Genomic DNA, 22,952 nt, shown 5'->3' on the forward strand with positions numbered 1-22,952 from the left:
GAGTTGCACTCTAGAGTTTGACTCTAGTAATCGACGCAGAGCATGAAAGCGCAGATCTGATGAGCAACGACTACGACTACGTGATCACCGCCGACCTCGTCTTCGACGGCCGAACAGTCCTCGAACACCACGCCGTCGCGGTCAAAGGCGACCGCATCGCCGCCGTCGCCCCCACCGATCACGTGGTGAACTGCGGCCGGACCATCCATATCGCGGGCACACTGCTCCCCGGCTTCATCGACCTCCATGCCCACTTATTGCTCGACAGGGTTCCGTCCGACAAGGTGCTGCGGCACGGCATCACAACCGTCCGGGATACTGGCGGCCCGCTGATGCGCGCTTCGGGCGGTGACGGGCGTCTGCGAGTGCTCACCGCCGGGCCGATTCTCACCGCACCAGGTGGCTACCCGATTCCGGTATTCGGACAGGACGTCGCGCTCGAGGTAACCGATGTCGCTACCGCCCGCGCCGCAGTGCGCCGACTGGTCGACGGCGGCGCCGCATTGGTCAAGATCGGGCTGGAGCCGGGCGGATCGGCCGGCGCGCCGTGGACCGCGCATGAGACCACGACTCCACCGCCGTGGCCGCTGCTGTCCCCGGACGTGGTCCGTGTGATCGTCGCCGAAGCTCACGCCAACGGCCTGCGCGTCGCCGCCCACCTGAGTGGACCCGCAGGCGCCGAGCTCGCGCTCGACGCCGGAGTGGACGAGTGGGCGCATGTGCCGTGCGATCCGCTGCCCGACGCACTGATCGCGCGCGCGGCGGCCGCAGGAGTACAAGTTCTGGGCACGTTGGACACCCAGTCCCGCACCACCGGGGTCTTCCAGAATGCTGTCCGCCTCGTAGCGGCCGGCGTCCGACTGCTTTACGGCACCGATCTGGCCCACCCCGATGTGCCTTGGGGCATAGACGCTTTCGAGCTACAACTGATGCTGCACACCGCGCACGGCGCGCTGACACCGGCGGACGTGCTGTCCGCGGCGACCGCGCGAGCGGGTGAACATCTCGGGCTCGCTCCACTCGGGCAGCTCGTCGAAGGCGCGCCGGCGGATCTCATCGCGGTCGACGGCAACGCGCTCGAGCGATTCAAATTGCTCGAGTACCCCGACCTCGTCATCTCCGGTGGGGTCGTCGTGGTCGAGCCGACCGGCGCGAGGAAGGCAGCGGCATGAAGCGCCCCTCATGGAATCTATTGCTGGCCACCGCAATCGGCGTGCAGGCGGCATCACGCGCGTACGCTTTCACCTTGCGCACCGTGCTCGCTCATAACGTCGGACAGCTGATGGCGGGTGACCCCGAGCCACTGCTACGTGCCTATGCGGAGCACGCCACCCTGGTGCTGGACGGCACACACTCGTGGTCGGGGCATCATCGTGGAAAGCCCGCGATCCGCGCCTTTTTCGAACGCTTCCTCGCCGAGCGGATCCGGGGTGAGCTGCACGAGGTCCTGCTCGCAGGACCACCCTGGCGCACGCTGATGGCCGCGCGGTTCACCGATGAGGCCGTCGATCTTCAGGGCCGCGTCGTCTATCAGAACCACGCGGTCATCCTGGCGCACGTCCGCTGGGGGAAAATCGTCTCTCAACGCATTTTCGAAGACACTCAACGCGTCGAGCGTTTCGACGAACACCTCCTAGCGTCGAATTTGATTGAGAACCGATGAAATACACCGAGTATCGGGCATTCGACGCAACCGGTCTCGCGGAACTGGTTGCGCGCCGTGAAGTTTCGCCCGCCGAACTGCTCGAGACCGCCATCGCGCGTGCCGAGCAGGTCAACGGGCAGATCAACGCGATCGTGCGGCCGATGTACGACATCGCACGCACACGCAGCGATCAGCGACTCGACGGGCCACTGGCCGGGGTGCCGTTCCTCATCAAGGATCTGATACAGGATTACGCGGGTGTACCAACTGGGAGTGGCTCCCGGTCGATGCGTAATCATGTCGCCATCGCACACAGCGCGGTCGTCCAACGATGGCTCGATGCCGGATTGGTGATCTTCGGCAAAACCAACACACCCGAGTTCGGGGCGAAAGGAATCACCGAACCAGAGGCGAACGGAGTGACACGCAATCCATGGCATCTGGGCCACACTCCCGGCGGCTCCTCCGGAGGATCCGCCGCGGCGGTCGCGGCCGGGATCGTACCGGTCGCGGGGGCGAACGACGGCGGAGGTTCGATCCGAATCCCGGCGGCCTGCTGTGGGCTCTTCGGCTTGAAACCGGGCCGCGGCCTGGTGCCCTGCGGTCCACGTCATGCTGAATACCTGCACGGCGCGGCGACCGACGGCGTCGTCTCACGCACTGTTCGCGACACCGCGCTCATGCTCGACATACTGACCGCGACGCCCGATCTCGGCGGACCGTATCTCACCGCGCGCCCCAACGAGTCCTACCGTGAACTGGCGCGACGGACCCCGACGCGACTACGTATCGGCTACACCACACGCTCGCCGATCGGCACGCCCGTGCACCCCGAGGCCATCGCCGCCGTCGATCACACCGTCGCATTGCTGACCAGACTCGGCCACGATGTCGAACCGGTCGAATTCAACATCGACGGCCAGCGGATGGCCGCCGACTTCCTCACTATGTGGTACACCGAAATCGCTTCGACCACAGCCGAAGCCGAACGCACAACCGGCGCACGCGCCACCGATTTCGAGCTCGATACCCGCCTACTCGCCGCCGCCGGTCGTGCACTGACAGCACCCCACTACGCAGCGGCCCACCAGCGATGGAACGACTACTCCCGCACCCTGGCCGCGTTCCACCAGACCCACGACTTCCTTCTCACCCCCACCCTCGGACAGCCACCCGTGCGCATCGGAGAACTCGATACACCCGCCTCGGTGCGCTTTCTCGGCACCGCCCTCCTGCGCCTCGGCCTCGCGGGCCCACTCACCAAATCCGCCGCCTGGAAACAGACCGTGCTGGCCAATCTCGCCCCGGTCCCCTTCACCCAACTCGCCAATGTCACCGGGCGTCCAGCCATATCCGTCCCCAGTTATCGTCTCCCGCAAGGACTTCCGCTGGGTGTGCAGTTCATCGGCGGACTCGGCAGTGAGCCCACCCTGTTGGCCCTCGCCACCCAACTCGAGGCCGAAACCCCCTGGACACACCAAGAATCAGCCCTATGACCAAGTCGACCGCAGAAACACGCATATCCGGTGCCCTCCTTGTCATGACTGGCAGGGTGATCATTGCGCATCGACCGGCATCGGAACCAGCCACACACCGCACCCCCTCTCCTGGATGTGTCGCTGAGTTCGAACGCCGAGAGTCGAGAGCCGATCTTCCACCGCTACGAGACGGGTACAACGCGCAAAGAATTCGAGCGGTCGACCACATCAGACTTCTGGGAGACCGACACAACGGGACAGCAGTACAACGGGAATATCCTCGCCGAGGTGTTCGCCCTGAGCTCGCCCGCCGCGGCTAGAGCCGACGATACGGGTGGCGGACGAAGAGACGCCAAATGTGCAGTGCCGCAGCCACTTTACCTGGCCAATAATCGTCTCTGGTCCACTTGACCGGGAACCCGCGTGATCAAAGTCTCGTAAGCCTCACCGCTGCCTTCCAACACGCCCCATGTCCCGCGAAGCCCTAGTTTTACCGACGCGCGATCGTACCGCGTGGCCGAGACTTTGCTCAGCTGAGAGGCTTTCGCCGAACCGCTTGCGCTGATGAGCGGATGGCGCAGATCCGGTTGAGTGTGCGGCGACACCGTTCGGAAAGCGGCCAGCCCGGATCGAATGCTCAGCGCGGACGGGGACGGGCCAGTACCGTCGCGTTCGTGTCTGACGGGAAGAAGCCCGCGCGCCGCGGGCCGGTCGAATTGCGATGGCGCTCGGTTGGTCACATGGTTGGCGGGGCCTGCGTAGCCGGATTCAGTGTGGCCGCGCTGTCCGGCGGCGCTCGCGCTGCTGCTCGTCTTAGTCGTCTGGTGCAGCCGAACCATCACATAATCGGCATGAGCGCGCACTCGAGTTGGCTGGAGCCAGCGGCTACGACGACCACCGTCCAGAGCCGTTCACTTCCGAATCAACGCGTTGCGTAGCCGCCCGCAGTGCATCGACGAGGGCTGAGATCCCACAAGCATTGCCGAACCCATGTCCGGCCCCAGCATGGATATAGACCCGCCGAAGATGATCACGAACCCCGAGCGCTCCGGGAGCGATACAGACCCAACCCTCCTCGAAATAGCCGGCCACCCCGAGGCCGCCCAGCTCGGACGGTCGAGATGCCATGCGACAGCAATCATCTCGTTGTGATTTTCGTACCGGAACCTCGGCTCATCACACTCGTCGTAGACAGCATCGATCTCACACCGAGGCAGTACCTGACGGGCCCCAGCACCGCACAACCGACGAAACCGGGACGAACGCGTCACTGTTCGGAATCATCACAGTGACGCCGTTGGACGACCCGGTCAGGTTTCGACACGACCGGTCGACGAAACGTTCGGTGGCGAATTCTTGGCGTTTTCTTGGTGAGGGTCCGATCAGCGGACCAAACGAATGAAGCCCCTGACCATATTTCCTGGTCAGGGGCTTATTCTTGCTCCCCCATCTGGACTCGAACCAGAAACCTGCCGACTAGCAGAACAGCGGGCTACCACAGACAACCCTTGACTGTCGTCGACTGCGCCAAAGCTGTTGTTGCCCAGAATGATACACGTTCGACAGACTGTTTTGGACAACTCGGAACAACCTCACGAAACTGCCACGACCAGCCATTTAGTGGAGACTTCCTGGCGGGCAGTTCGATTCTCGCTATGCAGGTCGACACATCCCGGCCGATTACATGCGGCTCTGCATTCGCTCGATGATGTCGAGGATCTTGTGGCCGGAATCCAGCGAACTGGGAGGAGATTGCAAAACCTGCGCTGAGCTGCGCAGAACCTCCTTCGTGATTCTCACTGGTTCGGAACGTTTCCCGGCCTCCCACGGCCTGGGCAGACTTAGTTAGGAGGGAACGCCGGGAGTCCGCCCATACCCGCCATGACCGCCATCGCCACCGGTGGCATCACCACCCATCGCTATCGCACTGCCGCCGTTTCCTCCACCGCCCCCCGGGGAGCCGCCGTTTCCTCCGTGTCCACCTGTCGCGTTGCCGCTGCCCATAGCGTGTCCGCCATGTCCCCCGTGTCCGCCATGGAAAGGCGTCCCGTAGCCCGGTGCGATCTCAAAACCACTGGGGCCGTAGTCGGTGTAGCCGAACCGCCTGTTCGCTCGATCGCGGTAAGTAGTGAAGTCATTCCGTTCGGTTAGGAAGCTCGACTCGGCTAGATAGAGGGCTACGAAGACGGCCGCGACGAGGATGACGCCGATTACGACGGCGATTGCCACGCTGCTGTGTCGCCCGAGCCATCCGGAAACGAAGGCACCGAGTAGGAAGGTGCTCGCAGCGGCCTTGTTGACGGTCTTAGCGGCTTGGACAAAGCGTTTCGCTACGGCTCCGAACACTTCCCGGGCAGGGCGCGGACCTTCGCTGATCTGAATCAAATGAGGGTTTGCTGGTGGTGGAGTGGGCGGCTGCCCTGGAGTGGTCACGTACAAAAGGGTAGAGATGGGGGCCGACATGTTTGCGCCAAGAGGCATTGACTGGGCAGTTGCCACCTCCGGCGCGAGTTGTGGTTAGTCCCCGAGCAGTGACAAGCCGCCGAATGTTGCTACACGTCGTTCCATTCGACTTGCCGAGGGCATCCGGGCTCCTCGCAATGAGGGCTGCCGACATCTGCGGTATCGATCTTCTTCGTGAACTGCTTGTCCTTGAGAATGGTGTATCGCTGAACCAAGGGTTGTCCGCATCCAGGGCAGGTCTCCGCGGTGGGTTTGGTCTGAGTCGTCCACATATCCCAAAGTTATGCGATCGAGGCCATATGTCGACGCACCATAGCCAGTCGGCCCGGCTGGTGTTGGTGGATTCGTGCTCAGCACCGCTCAGCCATCACACGGTGACCCTTGCGCGGCGGAGTGCCCGGCGGCTGGCCCTGGGATGGGTTGGCTTGCGCGACTGGGGGCGGGCTACCCCGCCTGCCCCGTAGGGCCTGCCCTTCGTGCGTAGAGGCTCCGGGGTCAAGGGTGGGCTTGCCCATCGCGTAGCGACGCGACGAAGGAGCGCCCTTGACGCTGGAGGGGCGCGCGAACACAATGCAGGCCAATCCATCCGAGGGCCACGCGGCCGAAGGACGCGCAAGTCGTGCAAGCTGATCGCCTGCTGTAGGTCGGGCTCTTTAATTGAAGTAATAGGCGAATTCGGCAGTCGATCGCGGTGACTGTGCTCGGTGGCCGGACCCGCTCGGAGCAGGCCCGGTCACCGGGTGCGGATCAGAACGGCGGCTCGTCGGTGGCGGTGGTGCTGGCGCCGTTGCGGGCGTAGCGGCTGATTTGTGCGCTCTGGCCTTTCAGGTCGACGGCGACCGTGTCGGCGGTGAGTTCGAGTGCGGCGTGGGGCTTGGCGTCCTTGCCGATGTAGGGGTCGGCGGTCAGGCGGTGGCCGGTGACGGTGACGCGGCATCCCTTGGTCAGGCTGTCGCCGGTGAGTTGGGCCAGATCGCCCCAGCAGTTGATGCGGATGGCGGTCTTGGTCGCGTCGACCCATTCGTTGCGGTCGCGGTCGTAGCGGCGGTCGTTGGAGATGACGGTGAAGTTGGTGACGAGTTTGCCGGTGTTCGTGACGCGGGGGGCGGGATCGTCGGCGAGGTGGCCGGTGATGGTGACGGTGACGTTGCTGGCCATGGCAGCTTCCTCCTGGTGGGGGGAGTCTGGTCGGCTCCCGGTGGTTGGTGGGACGGAGGACGCTGTGGTGGGTCATGCGCGGTCGTGACAAGGCTCGCTGCGGGGCCGTCTCACTGGAATGTATTGTGCGCCAGCTCAATTGGTGAGGCGGGTTCGTGGTGACTTGTCTTGGTCTTGGCGCGATCGTGTAGGAGCTGCCATGGTGACATTCGGCCCATCGAGCGCCGGGCGTCGTCCAGGATCACTTGCCGGGAGGAGGCTGGTGTGGCCTGTGACGGCGCTGGCACCATGACCGGTTGCCTTGCTGGCGTTCTCGAACGTCGTGGCGCGGGCATCGGTGGACTCGGCGCCGACTTCACCGTCATCTCCAACGACCGCCGCTACGACCGTGAGCGGGGCGGATGGGGCGGTGTGGCCAGGGCCGTGAGCCGGGGGCGGCTGGTGGGGTGGGCTGGCTCGACTCGCCGGTGACAGCCTGAGCGAGGGCTGTCGGGGCGCTGGCGCCGGTCGCTGTTTGGCCGGTGGGTCCTGCGTCGGCAAGGACGCCAAGCCTCATGTCGTGCTCGAACTCACCGCCGACACGGTCGCCGTCGGCATGGGAGGTCGGAGTGTGCGGGTCGGCGGCTGTGTTCGCAACGGCGCCAGCATCATTGACGGCGGCGGGCCGGTGTTCTGGTCCGGATTCGATGACCGGGTCTGCTCCGGGCGGGTCGGGGTGGCGAGCATGGTTGCCGCGGTCGGCTGCCGGATTCGCCTATTACTTCGATCAATTTGCGGTCGCTGGTGGGTGCCGCGACACGCCGAGGTGCCGGTGCGGGCGGAGCTTGCGGAGCCTGCGCCGCCGCGCGGCGCAGCGTGGCGCGGCGCGCGCCAGCGCGCCGCCTTGATCCTGTACTGCTGAATTCGGCAATGACTGCTTTAAGTGCTCCCGTGCGTGCAGGCTCCGAGCATCACATGAATCTGAGATCGGTGGAGGCGGTCGCATAGCTCGTCCGGGATGCGTATGCTCTCGGCGAAAGCGTGATGTAGTCACCAGCGGAATCAGGGGTAGACGAATATGGCGGGTTATTTGAAGTGGATCGGCGGCACGATCTTCGGATTAATCTCCCTAGCCGTGGGGGTTTCTCCCATAATAGACAGTTGGCCTCGATGGCTTCTTATCGGGCTTGGGGTTGTCACCCTGGTTGCCGTATTACTCACCTTTCCTTGGCAAAGGGGCAATTCTGGGCAACCCTCAGAGAACAATATTCGCATGAGTCAAAAGGGTGGAGATCGGTCTCGGTTCATTCAGGCTACTGGCGATGTTAACGTCGAGGGTGGCATGGGCGACGAGAAGTGACATTGTGGCGCAGGCAGAGAGCGGGTGACAGCTCTTATCTGATACAAGGCGAAAATATCACTAACCATGTGCACTATCATGTGGATGCGAATAAAGCTGAAATGGAGAGGCTTTGTGCAGATTTAGTGCGGACCGAATTTGACAAATACTCGGCTGAGGCTAGAGAAATTATTGAGGATCGTATAGATGAATTTACCAGCAACTTCTTGTACGAACTATCCGAGAGGCAGCCGAATGGACTTCCGTCGCTCAAACAGCCTTCGATGCAGCGCGCAATTCGCACCGCCGAGATAGAATTTGCGACATCAGGGGATATTGATCTGGGTTCTGTGCTAATAGATCTTCTCATTGAGCTATCATCGCAGACCGAGCGAACCGTGCAGGCCGTTTCATTGAACGAGGCAATCTCAGTAGCTCCCAAACTCTCTGCCGACCATTTGAACACACTCGCAATCCTGGTGATTGTGAAATATATGACCTTCCATTGGAGCTCCATCGAGGAAATGTATTCCGGGCTCAGTAAAAATTTAACACCGGTCGCGGCTCCCCTGTCGAGTACGGGAATGACATATCGTCATATGCAAGGCGTGGGCGTTGGCTGGTTAGGTGCAAACACAGAGCCAATTCCGACAATTTTTCTCGATAGATATCCAGGGTTATTCAACCGTGGCGCGGAAGCTTATGAGTTCCCGGAAAATTTTCCGAAAGATCTTCTAATTCCATCGCTTCGCGACCCGCAGCGCTGGCAGGTTCCGGTATTTTCCCCGAATTTTCTAGACCAACATGTGTCGCCAGACAATCCGCTTTATGGGCACGGGGACACAATAAGGGTATTCTTAATGGCAAATCGCCTCTCAACCGAGGAGGTGAAGCTAGAACTGGTCGAAAAAATTCCCGAGCTTGATGGCGTGATGCAAACATGGGAGAACACAAATATGCATCAGTTCGAACTAACTTCAACAGGAATTGCAATCGGACACGCTCATCTGCGAGCAAAAGTGCCAGGCCCGCCTCTTGTGTTCTAGAACTCACCTGAAATAAAGGCGATTCATCCAGTTTCGGAAGTAACGGTGCTTTGCTCGGCGGCCATTCACGACATCGTTAGGGAAGGATTGGGTGGATCCATGGCCTTCCATCCTGGGGTAACGATCTGCGATAGCTCGACGTAACGACAAGGGGTAGTGGGGGCGTAGCATGGCGGCCGTGAACCACGCGATCGCTGAGTTACTGTCCCCGCTGACGGAATCGCGGCGTGCTCACTCGATTGCGGTGGGGCGTCGGATGGAGAGCATTGCGGCGTTCCTGCCAGCTGAACTACGTGCCGATGCAGTGACCGCGGCGTATTTGCATGACGTGGGGTACGGGCACCCAGACCTGGGTTTCCATCCGATCGATGGCGCCCGGTTGTTGCAATCGCTCGATTACTCGGATGTCGTGTGCCATCTGGTGGCTTTCCACACTGCCGCAGAAGTCGAGGCCGGGGTTCGTGGTCTGGATGCGAGTCTGTTCGATGAGTTTCGGCTGACGGATGTTGCTGGCCTCGATGCCGCCGACGATTTCCTGTGGTGGGCTGACTTGTCTACTGGCCCGAGTGGGGAGGAATTCACGGTGGATGAGCGGTTGGCGGAGATCTTGAGACGATACGAGCCCGGGAGTGTTGTTCACACTGCGATCACTCAGGCTGAACCGAGGCTACGTGCGGCTGTTCAACGAGCGTCAGGGTCTATGTAGGGTTCGCTCTCGTTGATTGCCCATTCGAGCCGTTTCCTCTGGCTGCGGTCCATGGTCAGGTTTGGAATCTGTTCGATCGATACCCACTCGACTCGGGTGCTTTCGCTGCTGGTCGTGGGCTGTCCGCCTATTGCCTCACCGCGATAGACCACGGTGAATTCCTGTCGGACCTCGTCATTGCTTGTGTAGTGGATGACGTGGGTTGGGTCGGTGAAGATGCCGACGACTCCGGTCACGTGGATATCGACGCCGGTCTCTTCGTGCGTCTCACGGACGGCGGTGTGGCTAAGTGATTCGCCAGGGTCGTGCGCTCCGCCGGGCATAGACCAGTTGCCGTTGTCTGACCTGCATATCAGCAAGACGGCATCGTCCTTCTGGACGAACGCGGCTGCGCTCGGTCGGACGCTGTTGGCGGCCGGTGCGTTGGGGTCTTGGTGGTAGTCGATTCGGCGTCCCATGGAGTCAGGGTAATGCGGGTCGTCCGGTCTTCCAGACTGCCTCGAACGATTCCAGGTAGTAAGCGAAGAGTTGGCCGCCGGGAACTTTCTGCAGGTGCTGGACTGGCGACTTCGCGGCGTACGCACCGTAGCTGTGGGTGTTGACCAGCATTGAGTCTCCGAATCGATAGATGCTGTTGTACAGCGTCGTGCGATGGGTGCGGATATCGACCATCGGTAAGTCCATCGTTTCCTTGAGATATTCCAGGGTCGATTGGCACCGCTGGGGCAGTGACGGCAACCCCTCTTCGCGGCTGCGGGCGATGACCTCTGGTGAGTCGCTTTCCCCCAGAAGGATCCGAATGTGCACGCCTGCTGCTGCTTTGGTGCGGACGACGTTCACGAAGTCGAGAGACTCGACGAGGAAGCCCCCGGCATAGACCAGAACATCGATGTGGTCGCCAGCTTGCTTCATGAGCGAACGCCAGACCTCGTGTGGCACTTCTGGACGGGTCGGCCAGATCTGCACCAGTTCGGACAGTGAAGCGGTGGCGGATCTACTGCCAGCCAGCAATTCGGGCCAGAGGTAGGTCTCATCGTGACCTAGGAGGCGAGCGACCTTGAGTCGCAACCCAGGATGGGGGCATCGATCCTGGGTGATCCATCGCTCGATGGTCTTCGTGCTGATCTCAAGGCGTTCGGCCAGAGCGTGTTTCGTGAGATTGGCGGCAGCCATCGCTCCCCGGAGCCGTTCGTTCGTCATACATCCATTCTGCCAGACCAAGTGTCCCCAAATGTCCCAATTCTTGGGTTATTTCGTCCCTATATGTCGCGAGATTCTTGATGTGTCGAAGTTACAAGGCCCCTCTCGGCCACGTAATACCCGCCAACACAAGGAGATTCAACGATGGCTTTGAAGGATGTGTGGTTCGCCCCGGCGTTTCGTGAGGCGTTTCCGAAGGGGTTGTTCCTGCTCGGTGATATCGAGCCGGTGACGGAGTTCAACCGGGATCGGAATGCGCCGAAGATCCAGAAGCAGGAGCTTGATGCGGACGGTAACGGTACGGGTCGTCGGTTGTGGAAGGGGACGGTGACCGATCCGGATGCGGCGAATGCGAAGAACGCCAGCTATGACGTGATTTTCGCGTCTCCGGTTCAGCCGGTTCCGGCGGTGGCGGAGATCGTGCCGGGGATGACTCCGATCGAGTTGGAGGGCTTGGAGATCAAGCCGAAGATCCAGGGGTCGGGGGAGTTCAAGTCGATTGGTTGGTCGATTCGCGCGACGGGCATCAAGGGCGATACCTCGGGTTCGAAGCAGGTTCCGGCTGATCCGGGTGCCTCGCGTCAGTCCAAGGCGGCGTGATGAAAGCGGCGGATCAGTCGGTGGGGATGCGTGTGGTGCGCTGGTCCGCCGTCATCATCATCGCTGGTGTCGGGGCTGCGGCTTTCCGCCTGTCCTTCGCCACCCTGCGGGACCTGGCGGTCCTCGCGCATATCCCGGCCAAGGATGCGTGGCTGTTCCCGGTGATCGTGGACGGCACCATCGTCTTGGCGACGCTCGGCGCGGTGGTTCTGGCGAAAAGTCCTGAGCGGCGCTGGTTTACGTGGGTGTTGATGGTCGGGGCTGCGGTCTCGGTGGTTGGTAACTCCCTGCACGCGGTTGCTGCTGGTCGTGAGCTTCCGTGGTGGGCATCAGCGCTGGTGGCTGCTGTGGCTCCTATCTCGCTGCTGGTGGACACCCACGGCTTGGTCGTGTTGTTCCGTGCGGCACAACGGCAGTCGGTTCCAGAAGCGGAGCAGTCGCCTGCCATCGAGTCCGAGCCTGAGCAGACGGAGGAAGTACGGGCCGATGTGGCTCCGACTCCTGCACCTGCCCCGGTGCCGGTTCCCAAGAAGCGTCGGGCGCAGCGTGATCCGGCGACGGTCGCTCGTGCGGTCGCTATGCGGGCTGACGGTAAGTCCTACGCCCAAATCGGTAAGGCGCTGGGTGTTTCGCCTCGCACGGCGGCGAACTACGCGTCTGTACCTGCACCTGCACCTGCTGCCGCGGCGGTCGAGTCTCGTCCGCTGACTTCGGTAACGCCGGTGCAGTCCATTCGTTCCTCGCGACCGGCTCAGACCATGCTGCCGATCGCTGTCCCTGTTGGGGGTATCTGATGTCCGACAAGTACTACCCGCGTCACACCACTGGTCACAACGATGACCTGCTGGTGACCATGTCCCAGCATCACGTGTCATTCGAAGTCGTCTACTTCCGCGGCAAGGTGCTGGTGTTCTTCGGTCCGCACTGCTCGCTGCACCTGAGCGTGGATCAGGCGCAAGCGTTCCGGGATCTGCTCGACGCTGGCATCGCGGATGCCCTCGACGCTGCCGCGTCTCGCGTCGACTTGGTGAAGGCGGCGGCGTGATGACTACTCCCGTCCCCAACTCCGGCACGGTCTCGGGTGGTCTGCGCAATGTGAAATACGTTCCTGCGCAACGGTTACAGCCGGTGGAGTCCGCTGCTGGGGTGTCGTTCCTGGTGGGCGGTGCTGAGGTGCGGCTCAGCGTCGCGGATGCTCGTGCGCTCTCCCACGTCCTGCCGAATGTGCTGGCTGAACACTCGGTGGCTTTGGCGTTCGAGCCGTTGCGGGGGGTGGCGTGATGTCGGCTACTGCATTGCTGGTTTCGGGTGGTGTGGTCGCTGGGGCGGGTGCGCTTATGTGGATGCGTTCACTGGGTGCGGGTGCTCGTCCGCTCACCGCGGCTGATATCGCCGCTCAGGCGCCGCCCGGATTGGATACGGCCGTCTCGATTCTGGCGGACCCGGCACAGACGAACATGATGCTCGCCGCGCTGGGCCTGGGTTCGATCGAGGGCGGGTTCCCTTACATCGAGAGCTACTACTACACCGATCACGGCCTGGACGTGGACGTGCTGATGCTCGGTGGTCAATCCCTGGCCGACTGGAACAACGACGAAGTCCTCGACCAGTTCGCCACCTATCTGCGTGTTCCCGCGGTGACAGCGCTGTCACCGGAACCCAGCTGGGTCCGTCTCCAGGTGCGGGTGTTCGACACCCTCGCCGCGCCGACAACGGTGTCGGAGGTGGTTCACAATGGTGTGGACCTGGAGGCGGTCCCGGTCGGGGTCACCGAGAACTTCGATACCTGGCGGCTGCGGGTCCTCTACGGGCACATCCTGCTCGCCGGGGCCACCGGGTCGGGTAAGGGCTCGGTGCTGTGGTCAATCATCGCCGGTATCGGTCCCGCGATTCGTGACCGTCTGGTGGATGTGCGGCTGGCAGATCCCAAGGGCGGCGCGGAATTCGGGCGCGGAGAAGACCGGCTGTTCACGCGGTTCGCCACCGACACCGCCACCATCCTGACGATGCTGCGTGAAGCCGTCGCCGAGATGCGTGAACGGCTGGCCCGGATGCGCGCCGCGGGTATCCGCAAGCTCGTCCCGAGTGTGGACGAGCCGCTGATCCTGATCATCATCGATGAGGCCGCGTCCCTGTCGTCGTATGCCGAGCGTGACGAGCAGCAGGAATTCCGGCGCCTGACCGGCCTGCTGCTGTCACAGGGGCGTGCGGCTGCGGTCAGTGTCGTTGCCGCGCTGCAGGACCCGTCCAAGGAGACGATGCCTAACCGGCAGTTGTTCCCTGTCCGGGTCGGGTTGCGTCTGGATGAGCCGACGCAAACGACGATGGTGCACGGTCAAGGCGCAAGGGATCGTGGTGCCCGCTGCGACCGGATCTCCGAGCACACCCCGGGTGTCGGCTATGTCGGTGAGGACGGCACCGCCGAGTTCATGCGGGTGCGTGCCTTCTGGGTCTCTGACGATGCGATCGACCGCATTGTCGAGCTCTACTCTCCAGCACCGAAAATCACCGGTCCTGTCGAGGAATACAGCGGTTTCGATCCCGATGACCTCGGCGATGAAGGGCCGGTGGCGGCATGAAGCGCGGGTTCGTCACCGAATGCCATGTCGTCATCTACTGCGATGGCTGCGGCGACATCTACGCCGAGAACGACGGTGAGTCGATCTGCTTCGACTCGATCGGACAGGCCGTGGAATACCTGATCGCCCATTCCGCCGGTGTCGGCTGGATCTACGACGGCGACAAGGTGCGGTGTGACGGCTGCTTGGCCGCCGACATCTGCGCTGAGCGCGGCCATTCCTTCCCCGAGTCCTGGCAGACCACCAAACGGCTGCTGGGTATCTCCACTCGTTCGCGCACCTGCACCGTGTGCGGTGTCCCTGAAATCGAGGCTCTGCCATGACCATTCGCCGAATCGACGACAACAACCGTGACGAGCTCGACGCCGTCGTTCACCTGCGCTCGGCACGTCGCTGCCACCTCGAACGCCGTGGCTTGGACTCGATCATGATCGCGGTGCACCTGCTTGCTGAAACCGGGGATCTGCCCGGCTGGGATGACGCCATCGACAACGAGAACGGCGACGACTCCGATTGGGAGTGGGCTGCCTGATGTTGACCGTGACCGATTTGTTCTGTGGCGCGGGTGGTTCCAGCTCCGGCGCCGCCGAAGTACCCGGTGTGATGGTGCGGATGGCGGCCAATCATTGGCGGCTGGCGGTGGACACCCACAACACCAACCACCCGGACACCGACCACGCTTGCGCGGACCTGTCACAGGTGGATCCGCGGCTGTTCCCCCGCACCGATGTACTGTGGGCGTCCCCGTCGTGCACCAACCACAGCGTCGCGCGGGGACGCCGCCGCAACATCGATTCCACCCCGGACCTGTTCGGGGAGATCCTGCCCGATGAAGCGGCCGAGCGGTCACGGGCGACGATGTGGGATGTCGTGCGGTTCGCCGAATATCACCAGTACCGGGCGATAATCGTGGAAAACGTTGTGGACGCGGCCAAGTGGGTGATGTGGCCCGCGTGGCTGCAGGCATTGGATCTGCTCGGCTACCGCTATCACGTCGTCTACCTCAATTCCATGCACGCCCAAGCCGCTGGTGCCCCGGCGCCACAGTCGCGGGATCGGCTGTATGTGGTGTGCTGGCGCGCTGGTGATCGTGCCCCGGACCTGGAACGCTGGACTCGTCCGAAAGCCTGGTGCGCTCACTGCGATATCGAGGTGTCCGCGGTGCAGGGCTGGAAGAACCCGGCACGCCGGTGGGGCCGCTACCGCGCGCAATACACCTGGCGCTGCCCCAAAGTCACCTGCCGCAACGCCATCGTCGAACCGGCATGGCTGCCCGCCTCCTCGGCGATCGATTGGAGCCTGCGCGGGGAACGGATCGGGGACCGCCGCAAACCATTGGCCGACAAGACCATGCAGCGTATCCGGGCAGGGCTGGCGAAGTACGGGACCGAACCGGCGTTGGTGCCCGCCGGCGGTACCTGGCGTGGATCGGCGTCCACGGTGACAGAGCCGATGCCCGCACGCACCACACGAGAAACCGATGGGCTCCTCGTCCCGGTGGAGGGCCGCGTCGGGGTCTATGCACGGCCCACGACTGACCCGGTTCGCACGATGACCACTCGTAGCGAGACCGCGCTGCTGGTCCCGTACTACGGCAACGGCACCCCTCGCCCCGCGCATCAGCCGCACGGCACCGCCACTACCCGGGACCGCTACGCGCTGGTCGTGCCGCTGCGCAACCACAACACCACGAAATCGGTTCAGGAACCGCTGGACACGGTCGCGGCTGCGGGGACCCATCACGGGCTCACCATCGCGGCGCCGGCGGTGGAGGACTGCGAGTTCCGGATGCTCGAACCCGCCGAGATCGCCCGCGCGATGGCCTTCGATCAGCGCTACGTGATCCTGGGCAACCGCCGCGAACAAGTCCGCCAAGCCGGAAACGCCGTCACCCCACCAGCCGCGCGTGATCTGGTCTCCGCCGTCGCCGAAGCCCTCGGCCACCAGGTGGCGGCATGACCAAACCGACGCCTGAACCGAAACCCGTTCCCCGTCAACCTAATCCGGTTGTCGTCGCGGCTGCCGAATCGGTGAACAAACGCCGTGGCCGCCGCAAACAACCCGAACAACTGCCCCTGTTCGAACTCCCACCAGGAGCACCCAGTCATGAACACCAACACCGAGCACCATGACCCGTTCGACCTGATCGGCCTGGCCGTCCTGAACACCGTGTGGTGGGCCATCATCAGCATCGGCGTCACCGCCTGGTGGGCGCTGCTGTTCCCGATGGTCTCCCTCCCTATCGCTGCCGCGGTGGCCGTCGGCGTGTTCCTCGGCTGGCCCTGGGCTATCGCGGTGGCCGGAGCGTCCCTGGCGGGGATGATGCTCTGGCGGGCGAAACATCCGCAGACCTTCCAGCGGTGGATCACCGCGCGGGCACGGCACCGGTTCCTGACCTGGTTCCGGTACCGGCGCCGCTGGACCCGCCTCATGACCGCCTGCCATCTCACGATCGACCGCGGTGAACACACCGTTGTCCCGCTCTTGCGCAGCGTCGAGATCGGCGGATCGGTGGATCGGCTGCGGGTGCGGATGCTGGAAGGCCACTGCCCCGCCGACTGGGAAAACCGCGTCGAACACCTCGCCCACGCCTTCGGCGCCCTGGAATGCCGCGCCACCATCGCCGGTCCAGGAACCGTGGAACTGGTGATGCGGCAATCAGATTCGCTCGCCGAAGCAATCGACCTGCCCCGCCTCGACGATGGCCGCTGGAACAAGGACGCCGCCTGATGACCGACACCACCGATCAGCCCGTAACCCGCCAGACCGCCGCCGAACGTCGCGCTATGCCGAACCTGTTCGAGATCGCTCAGGCCGCTGCTGAGCAGTACGACGTGTGCAAGCGGCCGATCCCGATGCGGGTGGAGGACCCGAAGACCGGGACCGTCACCTACGAGGCGTCCCCGTGCAAGTCGACTATCGAATCGGTGTGTCCGGCGTGCGCGAAGAAGGCCCGCTACCTGCGGATGACGCAATGCCGCGAAGGCTGGCACATCGACACCGAACCAGTCGCCCTCAAACGCGAACCCAGCGACGTCCAGACCGAATTGCTGACCGCCCGAGCCGATCTCGTGACCCAATATCAGGCCGCGAACGACGACGGTGATGAAGACCTGGCCGCAGCGATCCGCGAAATCGTGATGGACCTGGATCGGGAGTTGCGTGAATCCGGCCTGCGTGGCCGCCTGCCCGCATTGGATCCGAAACCGGCGAAACGCCGTGCTCGCTCGACGCGGCGCCGTCAGGACATTCCGGCGCTGCCGCGTAAGAAGGTGACCCGCAACACGATCGGCGACGCCTACGCGGGCAAGTACCGGCCCGGGATGCTGGTCACGCTCACGATGCCGTCTTACGGCGCCATCAATCGTGACGGTGCGAAAGACTCCGATGGCAAGACCTGCTCGGATGGTTCGCCACGGTGCCCCGAGGACTACGACTACACCGCCGCCGCCCGTGACACCGTGCATTTCTCGGCGCTGTTCGACCGCTGGATTCAGAATCTGCGTCGCGCGGTCGGCTACGACGTGCAGTACTTCGCGGTGGTCGAACCGCAGAAGCGTGGTGCCCCGCACCTGCATGTGTTGCTGCGCACCAATATTCCGCGGGAACTGATTCGGCTGGTGACCGCGGCGACCTATCACCAAGTGTGGTGGCCGCACTTCGACCAGCCCGTCTACACCGGTGATCAGATGCCGGTCTGGGATGCCAAGTCCATGACGTTTGTGGATCCACGCACTCGCCGGCCACTGCCTGGCTGGGATGAAGCCCTCGATGTCCTCGACACCGTTGATGACCTCGAACCCGCACACACCGTGCGTTTCGGTGTCCAAGTCGACCCGCGCCAGATCAAAGGCGTCATCGCCGGTGACCAAGCCAACAAGGCCATCGGCTACGTCACCAAATACCTCACCAAATCCATCGATGAAGTCCTCAACACCGACTCCCGGCGCACCGCGGTGCACTACGACCGACTGCACACCGAACTCCAACACACCCCATGTTCACCGAGGTGCGCGGTGTGGCTGGAATACGGCATCGTCCCCAAAGGCGCCAGCGACAAAACCGTGCCCGGCCGCTGCAAGGGCAAAGCACACCGCCGCGCCACCCTCGGCCTGCCCGGCCGCCGCGTGCTCGTGTCCCGCCGGTGGTCGGGTAAGACACTGCCCGATCACAAGGCCGACCGCGTGGAATTTGTTCGGCAACTACTCGCCTCGGTCGGCATCCACAAACCCGATACCGCGCACTTGAAGGTCACCCCGGTCGAACCCGGCGACAAAGAACGACCTCTGCGCGAGCACCTGATCATGGGCGCCATCGCCAAACGAACCACATGGCGCGCGGAATACCTGCGAGCACAGCTGGCCGCCGAACCACCTGGGCAGGAAGAAACTTCGGCAACTCAGCAAGCAGCATAGGGAGGGGACGACGAACGTGAGGACGCGAGCGGAATCTATGAGTTACGGCCTGCGGTGGGCAACTACCGAGGAGGCTGCCGCGATCGTGCGCTGTCATCCGGAGGTTCTCCGCCGTTGGAATCGTGAGGGCTCTGCGCCGTTTGCGTTGCCCAAGCCGAAACGTCGTGGCCGACAGTTCATTTGGGATGTGCAGGCACTGCATGAGGCTATGGAGTCGATTCCGGCTGACGGTCAGTAGGCATCATGGCGATAACGGGGCGGCCTCCTCGTGAACTGGGTGTGCCGGGTGTGGTGAGGTTGACCGAGTTACGCCCCGGGCACTGGGAGGCCGATACATGGGTTCGTGATCGCAGCGGGCGACGTCGGCGGGTGAATCGTGTATCTCCGGACCGGTTCGATAGTCGAGGGCGGCGCGTACCCGATAAGGATGGGAGTCGTGCAGAGGCAGCGGTTCGTGCTGCTGCATCGGCCCTTGCGCCCGATACGGGCAGTGGTGAGATAACCGCTCGCACGACGGTAGCGGAGCTGTGGGCGGCGTACAGGGCCTACTTGGTGAAGAAGGGCCGTGCCGATAACACTTTGCGCCTGTATGACCGGTGGGCGGCCATGCTGGTTGCTGAGTACGGGTTCCGCCGCATCGGGCCGGAGGAGTTCACGACGGGCACCGCAGAGGCATTCCTCGAATGGGTGGCGGCGAACCACGGCCGCGGTTCGATGTTGAATGCTCGGTCGATGCTGTCGGGGATGTTCCGTTTCGCGGTGCGTCGCGGCCCGTTGAGTGTGAATCCGGTACGCGAAGCCGAGATTCCGGAGAACGTGCAGGCGAAGGGGCGTACGGGTGGCGCCGCGTACATCGAGATCGAAGACCTGTGCTTCATCCTGGCGTCGGTCTACTGGTCGACCGTGCCGTGCCCGCGCAAGCTGACGAAGGCTGAACAGAAACGCGGAATCCGTTCCTACACACCGCCGACCGTGGCGGAGTACTGCGACGGTGCTGACCTGGCGGACCTGATTGCGATCATGGGTGCGGTCGGTCAGCGTCCAAGTCAGGTCCTGGGCTTCGCGTGGCCGTTCTACGACCGTAAGCGGCGCACCATTCAGACAATCGGCAAAGTGATTCGCGTGCCTGGTAAGGGATTGGTGCGAGTGGTCAAGGACAACGACCCGAAGAATCCGCAAGGCACGATCGCGCTACCAGAGTTCGCTGTCGAAATACTCGATCGACGCTGGGAGCAAATGCAGCTGCGCAAACGCGAGAATCCGCCACCGGATGACTACGACGTGGATTTGATCTTTCCGTCATTCGAGTGGACGTTGCGCGATCCGGTGAATGTCAGTCATCAGTGGCAGCGGGTCCGTGAGGCGTTGGGGCTTCCCGACGATGTCAGCCCGTACGCGTTCCGGAAACTGGTTGCCGTTCTCCTCGATGATGAAGGGCTTTCCGCCAGGGTGACTGCTGATGTGCTGCAGCACGCCGATCCGGCAATGACCCAGCGCAAATACATGGCGCGCGGGCGAGTGCATCACGGTGCGGCCGCGGTCATCCATAATGCGGTGATGAGCGGCCTGGGTCACAGTGACCATGATCAGGACGGAGAAGGACCGGCCCCGACTTTTGGGAGACTTTCTGGCGAGTTTCCGGGTCTGGATACGACTACGGCCCCTAACCGTCTGCGTTGATGCGCTGGTCAGAGGCCGTTTTCGGCTCCCCCATCTGGACTCGAACCAGAAACCTGCCGATTAACAGTCGGCTGCTCTGCCAATTGAGCTATAGGGGACTATCCTTTGGCTCGTCCGTATTGGGCGGGCCGAGGTGAAACTTTAGCGTATCGGCGCTTGCCTTCCCAAATCGCGTCTCTACCTGGAGACATGCGGGAGGTTCGGCGTGTCTGGGGGTGGCGCGCGGTGGGGGTGGATCCGGATCGACAGGCGTACCCGGCGTCGGGCAGGATGGTAGCCGCGCACAGGCACTTTGGGAGGAGCTCTACGAGATGCTGCGGTTGATCATCGGCATTGCGGCCGGGTACGTGCTCGGGACGAAGGCCGGGCGGGGTCGCTATGAACAGATCAGTGCGGCAACGCGCGCGGTCACCGGGAGTCCGGTGACTCGCAAGCTGGTTCTCTTCGGGCGACAGAAGCTGTCGGACAAGCTCAGCACCCAGGCGAAGTTGGAGCCGATGGTGCCGCTGGATGAGCGGACCACGGTTCTGGTGCCGCAGGATCAGCTGCGCCGCTGAGTCCGCGGGATCCGAGCCGGAAACCTGCCGGTCGGAGGGTGGGACCTGGTCGACGGCAGCGTGCACGACTGGCCGTCAGCGCGGCAATCCTCTGTTTTCGACATGCGCGGGACCGACGAATCGGCCAACCCGGGTCTGCTCAGCCCGCTGCGAAGTCGTCGTGATTACCCATCGCCTGGGTAAGCAGACTCTTGCGGTACTGCTCCAATGCGACAAGATCACCGAACAGCGCCATATAAGCCTCGGCCTGTTCGGTCGATGACACCCGCTGCAGCTTCGACTTCAGCTCCGCGATCTGACGACCGACCCAGGCTTCCTGGACCCGAGCCAGCACGCCGGTGATGAACCGGGGTATGTCGTTGGCCGACTTCACCGGCATCTGCTCACCCGACAGCTCGGAAACCAGCGCACGCATGGTCAGATCATCGGTCCCGTCCGACACGGCATTGACCCACTCCGCACCACTGAGCCCGGATGCGGCGCCACCGGCCTCGGCGATCATGGCACGGACGGCGGCGTAGGCCGGATGGGTGAAGGCCTCGGTCTCGATCGAATCGAAAACCGCACCGGCCATCGCCGGATACTGCAGTGCCGCACCGAGTGCCTGCCGTTGCGGTAGCAGCGTCGGGTCGTTCGGGTTGGGACGGGCCGCGGGATGTTCGGCGACGACCGCGCTGGGCTGCGACGCGCTTGCCATCGGACCACGGCCGTTCGGGCGCCCACCGTTGCGGTTGCGCTTGGCTTCCTCACCGACCCGCCGCACCACGGTTTGGATATCGTCCCAGCCGACCCAGCCCGCCAGCTTGGTCGCGTACGCCTTGCGCAGCGCGTTGTCCTTGATCTGCGCCACCACCGGCACGGCGCGGCGCAGCGCCTCCACCTGTCCCTCGGCGGTATCGAGGTTGTGGTCGGCGAGCAGGCCGCGAATCACGAACTCGTACAACGGGGTTCGTCGAGCCACCAGATCACGTACGGCGCCGTCGCCGGAGCGCTGGCGCAGTTCACACGGGTCTTGGCCGTCGGGGGCGATGGCGATGTAGGTCTGCCCGGCCAACTTCTGGTCGCCCGCAAAGGCTTTCAGCGCCGCCGCCTGTCCGGCCGCGTCACCGTCGAAGGTGTAGATGATTTCGCCGCGCCAGAAGTTGTCGTCCATGAGCAGTCGGCGCAGCAGGGCGAGATGCTCGTCACCGAAGGCGGTGCCGCAGGAGGCGACAGCGGTTTTCACCCCGGCCAGATGCATGGCCATCACGTCGGTGTAGCCCTCGACCACCACTGCCTGATGGCCCTTGGCGATCTCGCGCTTGGCGTGGTCCAGGCCGAAGAGCACCTGAGACTTCTTGTACAGCAAGGTTTCCGGCGTATTGATGTACTTGCCGGGCATGGTGTCGTCGTCGAAGAGCTTGCGCGCACCGAAGCCGATCACGTCACCGCCGAGATTGCGGATCGGCCACAGCAGCCGCCGGTGGAAGCGGTCGATCGGGCCGCGCTGACCCTGCCGTGACAGCCCGGCCGCCTCCAACTCCTTGAAGTCGAAACCCTTTCGCAGCAGATGCTTCGTGAGCGTATCCCAGCCCGCCGGGGCATAGCCGCAGCCGAATTGCTGGGCCGCGTTGCCGTCGAAGTTGCGATCGGTCAGGAACTTGCGCGCCACCTCGGCGTCGGGCTCGCGCAATTTGGCCATGTAGAACTCGTGCGCGGCGGCATTGGCGGCGACCAATCTGGACCTGGTGCCGCGGTCGCGCTGCACCGAGGTGCCGCCGCCCTCGTAGTTGATCTGGTAGCCGATCCGGTCGGCCAGCTGCTCGACCGCCTCGACGAAGCCGATGTGCTCGACCTTTTGCAGGAAGGCGAAGACGTCGCCGCCCTCACCGCAGCCGAAGCAGTGGTACAGGCCGTGGTTGGGCCGCACGTGGAACGACGGCGACTTCTCGTCGTGGAACGGGCACAGGCCCCGCATGGAGTCCACGCCCGCCCGCTTCAGCGCGACGTACTCCCCCACCACATCCTCGATCCGGACGCGTTCGCGTACTGCCGCGATATCGCGATCTGGGAGTCGTCCGGCCACGGCGGTCAGTCTAGGCTAGTCCGGCCTCGACACGCCCAGCGG

The 22,952-nt window shown here is 63.4% G+C and carries 23 protein-coding genes and 1 tRNA gene; 19 read left to right on the forward strand and 5 right to left on the reverse strand.

Annotated elements, in window-relative coordinates:
* The first annotated feature begins 59 nt into the window (after positions 1-59).
* The 3 genes from ACQP1T_RS30135 (at position 60) to ACQP1T_RS30145 (ending at position 3,141) form a co-directional block, all read left to right on the forward strand.
* Positions 60-1,172, forward strand: coding sequence for an amidohydrolase family protein (locus ACQP1T_RS30135; RefSeq protein ID WP_433756418.1), 1,113 nt, complete (start codon positions 60-62; stop codon positions 1,170-1,172).
* A gap of 83 nt (positions 1,173-1,255) precedes the next feature.
* A complete protein-coding gene (locus ACQP1T_RS30140; RefSeq protein WP_433762423.1) occupies positions 1,256-1,663 on the forward strand; it encodes a nuclear transport factor 2 family protein in 408 nt (135 codons plus the stop codon).
* On the forward strand, positions 1,660-3,141 hold the full coding sequence (locus ACQP1T_RS30145; protein WP_433756419.1) for an amidase: 1,482 nt from the start codon (positions 1,660-1,662) through the stop codon (positions 3,139-3,141). The genes ACQP1T_RS30140 and ACQP1T_RS30145 overlap by 4 nt, the downstream gene beginning before the upstream one ends.
* A gap of 3,192 nt (positions 3,142-6,333) precedes the next feature.
* Here ACQP1T_RS30145 and ACQP1T_RS30150 read toward each other — a convergent pair.
* On the reverse strand, positions 6,334-6,744 hold the full coding sequence (locus ACQP1T_RS30150) for a single-stranded DNA-binding protein (protein ID WP_433756420.1): 411 nt from the start codon (positions 6,742-6,744) through the stop codon (positions 6,334-6,336).
* Positions 6,745-7,008: 264 nt separating this feature from the next.
* On the opposite strand from ACQP1T_RS30150, the gene ACQP1T_RS30155 reads away from it, so the two are divergent.
* The 4 genes from ACQP1T_RS30155 to ACQP1T_RS30170 all read left to right on the forward strand — a co-directional run bounded on the left by ACQP1T_RS30155 (position 7,009) and on the right by ACQP1T_RS30170 (position 9,814).
* Positions 7,009-7,215, forward strand: a complete 207-nt coding sequence (locus ACQP1T_RS30155) for a hypothetical protein (protein WP_433756421.1) — start codon at positions 7,009-7,011, stop codon at positions 7,213-7,215.
* An 88-nt stretch (positions 7,216-7,303) separates the two neighbouring features.
* On the forward strand, positions 7,304-7,645 hold the full coding sequence (locus tag ACQP1T_RS30160) for a hypothetical protein (RefSeq protein WP_433756422.1): 342 nt from the start codon (positions 7,304-7,306) through the stop codon (positions 7,643-7,645).
* A 434-nt stretch (positions 7,646-8,079) separates the two neighbouring features.
* Positions 8,080-9,108, forward strand: a complete 1,029-nt coding sequence (locus tag ACQP1T_RS30165) for an LPO_1073/Vpar_1526 family protein (protein WP_433756423.1) — start codon at positions 8,080-8,082, stop codon at positions 9,106-9,108.
* A 178-nt stretch (positions 9,109-9,286) separates the two neighbouring features.
* Positions 9,287-9,814, forward strand: a complete 528-nt coding sequence (locus ACQP1T_RS30170) for an HD domain-containing protein (protein ID WP_433756424.1) — start codon at positions 9,287-9,289, stop codon at positions 9,812-9,814.
* Here the strand turns inward: ACQP1T_RS30170 and ACQP1T_RS30175 are convergent.
* Positions 9,790-10,272 carry an NUDIX hydrolase gene (locus ACQP1T_RS30175; protein WP_433756425.1) on the reverse strand — a complete coding sequence of 161 codons (483 nt, stop codon included), beginning with the start codon at positions 10,270-10,272 and terminating at the stop codon, positions 9,790-9,792. The genes ACQP1T_RS30170 and ACQP1T_RS30175 overlap by 25 nt on opposite strands.
* A gap of 4 nt (positions 10,273-10,276) precedes the next feature.
* Positions 10,277-11,014 (reverse strand): helix-turn-helix domain-containing protein, encoded by a 738-nt coding sequence (locus tag ACQP1T_RS30180; protein WP_433756426.1) that lies wholly within the window; start codon positions 11,012-11,014, stop codon positions 10,277-10,279.
* Positions 11,015-11,158: 144 nt separating this feature from the next.
* On the opposite strand from ACQP1T_RS30180, the gene ACQP1T_RS30185 reads away from it, so the two are divergent.
* From ACQP1T_RS30185 to ACQP1T_RS30235, 11 genes are all read left to right on the forward strand, one after another.
* Complete coding sequence (locus ACQP1T_RS30185) at positions 11,159-11,614, forward strand: hypothetical protein (protein ID WP_433756427.1); 456 nt, start codon at positions 11,159-11,161, stop codon at positions 11,612-11,614.
* Positions 11,614-12,408, forward strand: a complete 795-nt coding sequence (locus ACQP1T_RS30190) for a DUF2637 domain-containing protein (protein WP_433756428.1) — start codon at positions 11,614-11,616, stop codon at positions 12,406-12,408. The genes ACQP1T_RS30185 and ACQP1T_RS30190 overlap by 1 nt, the downstream gene beginning before the upstream one ends.
* Positions 12,408-12,659 carry a hypothetical protein gene (locus ACQP1T_RS30195; protein WP_433756429.1) on the forward strand — a complete coding sequence of 84 codons (252 nt, stop codon included), beginning with the start codon at positions 12,408-12,410 and terminating at the stop codon, positions 12,657-12,659. Before ACQP1T_RS30190 ends, ACQP1T_RS30195 begins: the two co-directional genes overlap by 1 nt.
* Positions 12,659-12,895, forward strand: a complete 237-nt coding sequence (locus ACQP1T_RS30200; protein WP_433756430.1) for a hypothetical protein — start codon at positions 12,659-12,661, stop codon at positions 12,893-12,895. Before ACQP1T_RS30195 ends, ACQP1T_RS30200 begins: the two co-directional genes overlap by 1 nt.
* Positions 12,895-14,193, forward strand: coding sequence for an FtsK/SpoIIIE domain-containing protein (locus ACQP1T_RS30205; RefSeq protein ID WP_433756431.1), 1,299 nt, complete (start codon positions 12,895-12,897; stop codon positions 14,191-14,193). The genes ACQP1T_RS30200 and ACQP1T_RS30205 overlap by 1 nt, the downstream gene beginning before the upstream one ends.
* Positions 14,190-14,516 (forward strand): hypothetical protein, encoded by a 327-nt coding sequence (locus ACQP1T_RS30210; RefSeq protein WP_433756432.1) that lies wholly within the window; start codon positions 14,190-14,192, stop codon positions 14,514-14,516. The genes ACQP1T_RS30205 and ACQP1T_RS30210 overlap by 4 nt, the downstream gene beginning before the upstream one ends.
* A complete protein-coding gene (locus ACQP1T_RS30215; protein ID WP_433756433.1) occupies positions 14,513-14,725 on the forward strand; it encodes a hypothetical protein in 213 nt (70 codons plus the stop codon). The genes ACQP1T_RS30210 and ACQP1T_RS30215 overlap by 4 nt, the downstream gene beginning before the upstream one ends.
* Complete coding sequence (locus tag ACQP1T_RS30220; RefSeq protein ID WP_433756434.1) at positions 14,725-16,152, forward strand: DNA cytosine methyltransferase; 1,428 nt, start codon at positions 14,725-14,727, stop codon at positions 16,150-16,152. Before ACQP1T_RS30215 ends, ACQP1T_RS30220 begins: the two co-directional genes overlap by 1 nt.
* 147 nt (positions 16,153-16,299) lie before the next feature.
* The gene (locus tag ACQP1T_RS30225; RefSeq protein WP_433756435.1) at positions 16,300-16,923 is read left to right on the forward strand and encodes a hypothetical protein; all 624 of its coding nucleotides are present in this window, start codon (positions 16,300-16,302) and stop codon (positions 16,921-16,923) included.
* A complete protein-coding gene (locus ACQP1T_RS30230) occupies positions 16,923-18,608 on the forward strand; it encodes a replication initiator (RefSeq protein WP_433756436.1) in 1,686 nt (561 codons plus the stop codon). The genes ACQP1T_RS30225 and ACQP1T_RS30230 overlap by 1 nt, the downstream gene beginning before the upstream one ends.
* Positions 18,609-19,160: 552 nt before the next feature.
* Positions 19,161-20,288, forward strand: coding sequence for a site-specific integrase (locus ACQP1T_RS30235; protein ID WP_433762424.1), 1,128 nt, complete (start codon positions 19,161-19,163; stop codon positions 20,286-20,288).
* A 25-nt stretch (positions 20,289-20,313) separates the two neighbouring features.
* Here the strand turns inward: ACQP1T_RS30235 and ACQP1T_RS30240 are convergent.
* Positions 20,314-20,386, reverse strand: a tRNA-Asn gene (locus ACQP1T_RS30240).
* 213 nt (positions 20,387-20,599) lie between these two features.
* On the opposite strand from ACQP1T_RS30240, the gene ACQP1T_RS30245 reads away from it, so the two are divergent.
* On the forward strand, positions 20,600-20,845 hold the full coding sequence (locus tag ACQP1T_RS30245; RefSeq protein ID WP_040688111.1) for a hypothetical protein: 246 nt from the start codon (positions 20,600-20,602) through the stop codon (positions 20,843-20,845).
* A 139-nt stretch (positions 20,846-20,984) separates the two neighbouring features.
* On the opposite strand, the gene dnaG is transcribed toward ACQP1T_RS30245, so the two are convergent.
* Entirely contained in the window at positions 20,985-22,910 is a 1,926-nt protein-coding gene (gene dnaG / locus ACQP1T_RS30250; protein ID WP_433756437.1) for a DNA primase, read from the reverse strand.
* Between the last annotated feature and the right edge of the window lie 42 nt (positions 22,911-22,952).

Source organism: Nocardia sp. CA-135398, assembly GCF_050955845.1.
GTDB lineage: Bacteria > Actinomycetota > Actinomycetes > Mycobacteriales > Mycobacteriaceae > Nocardia.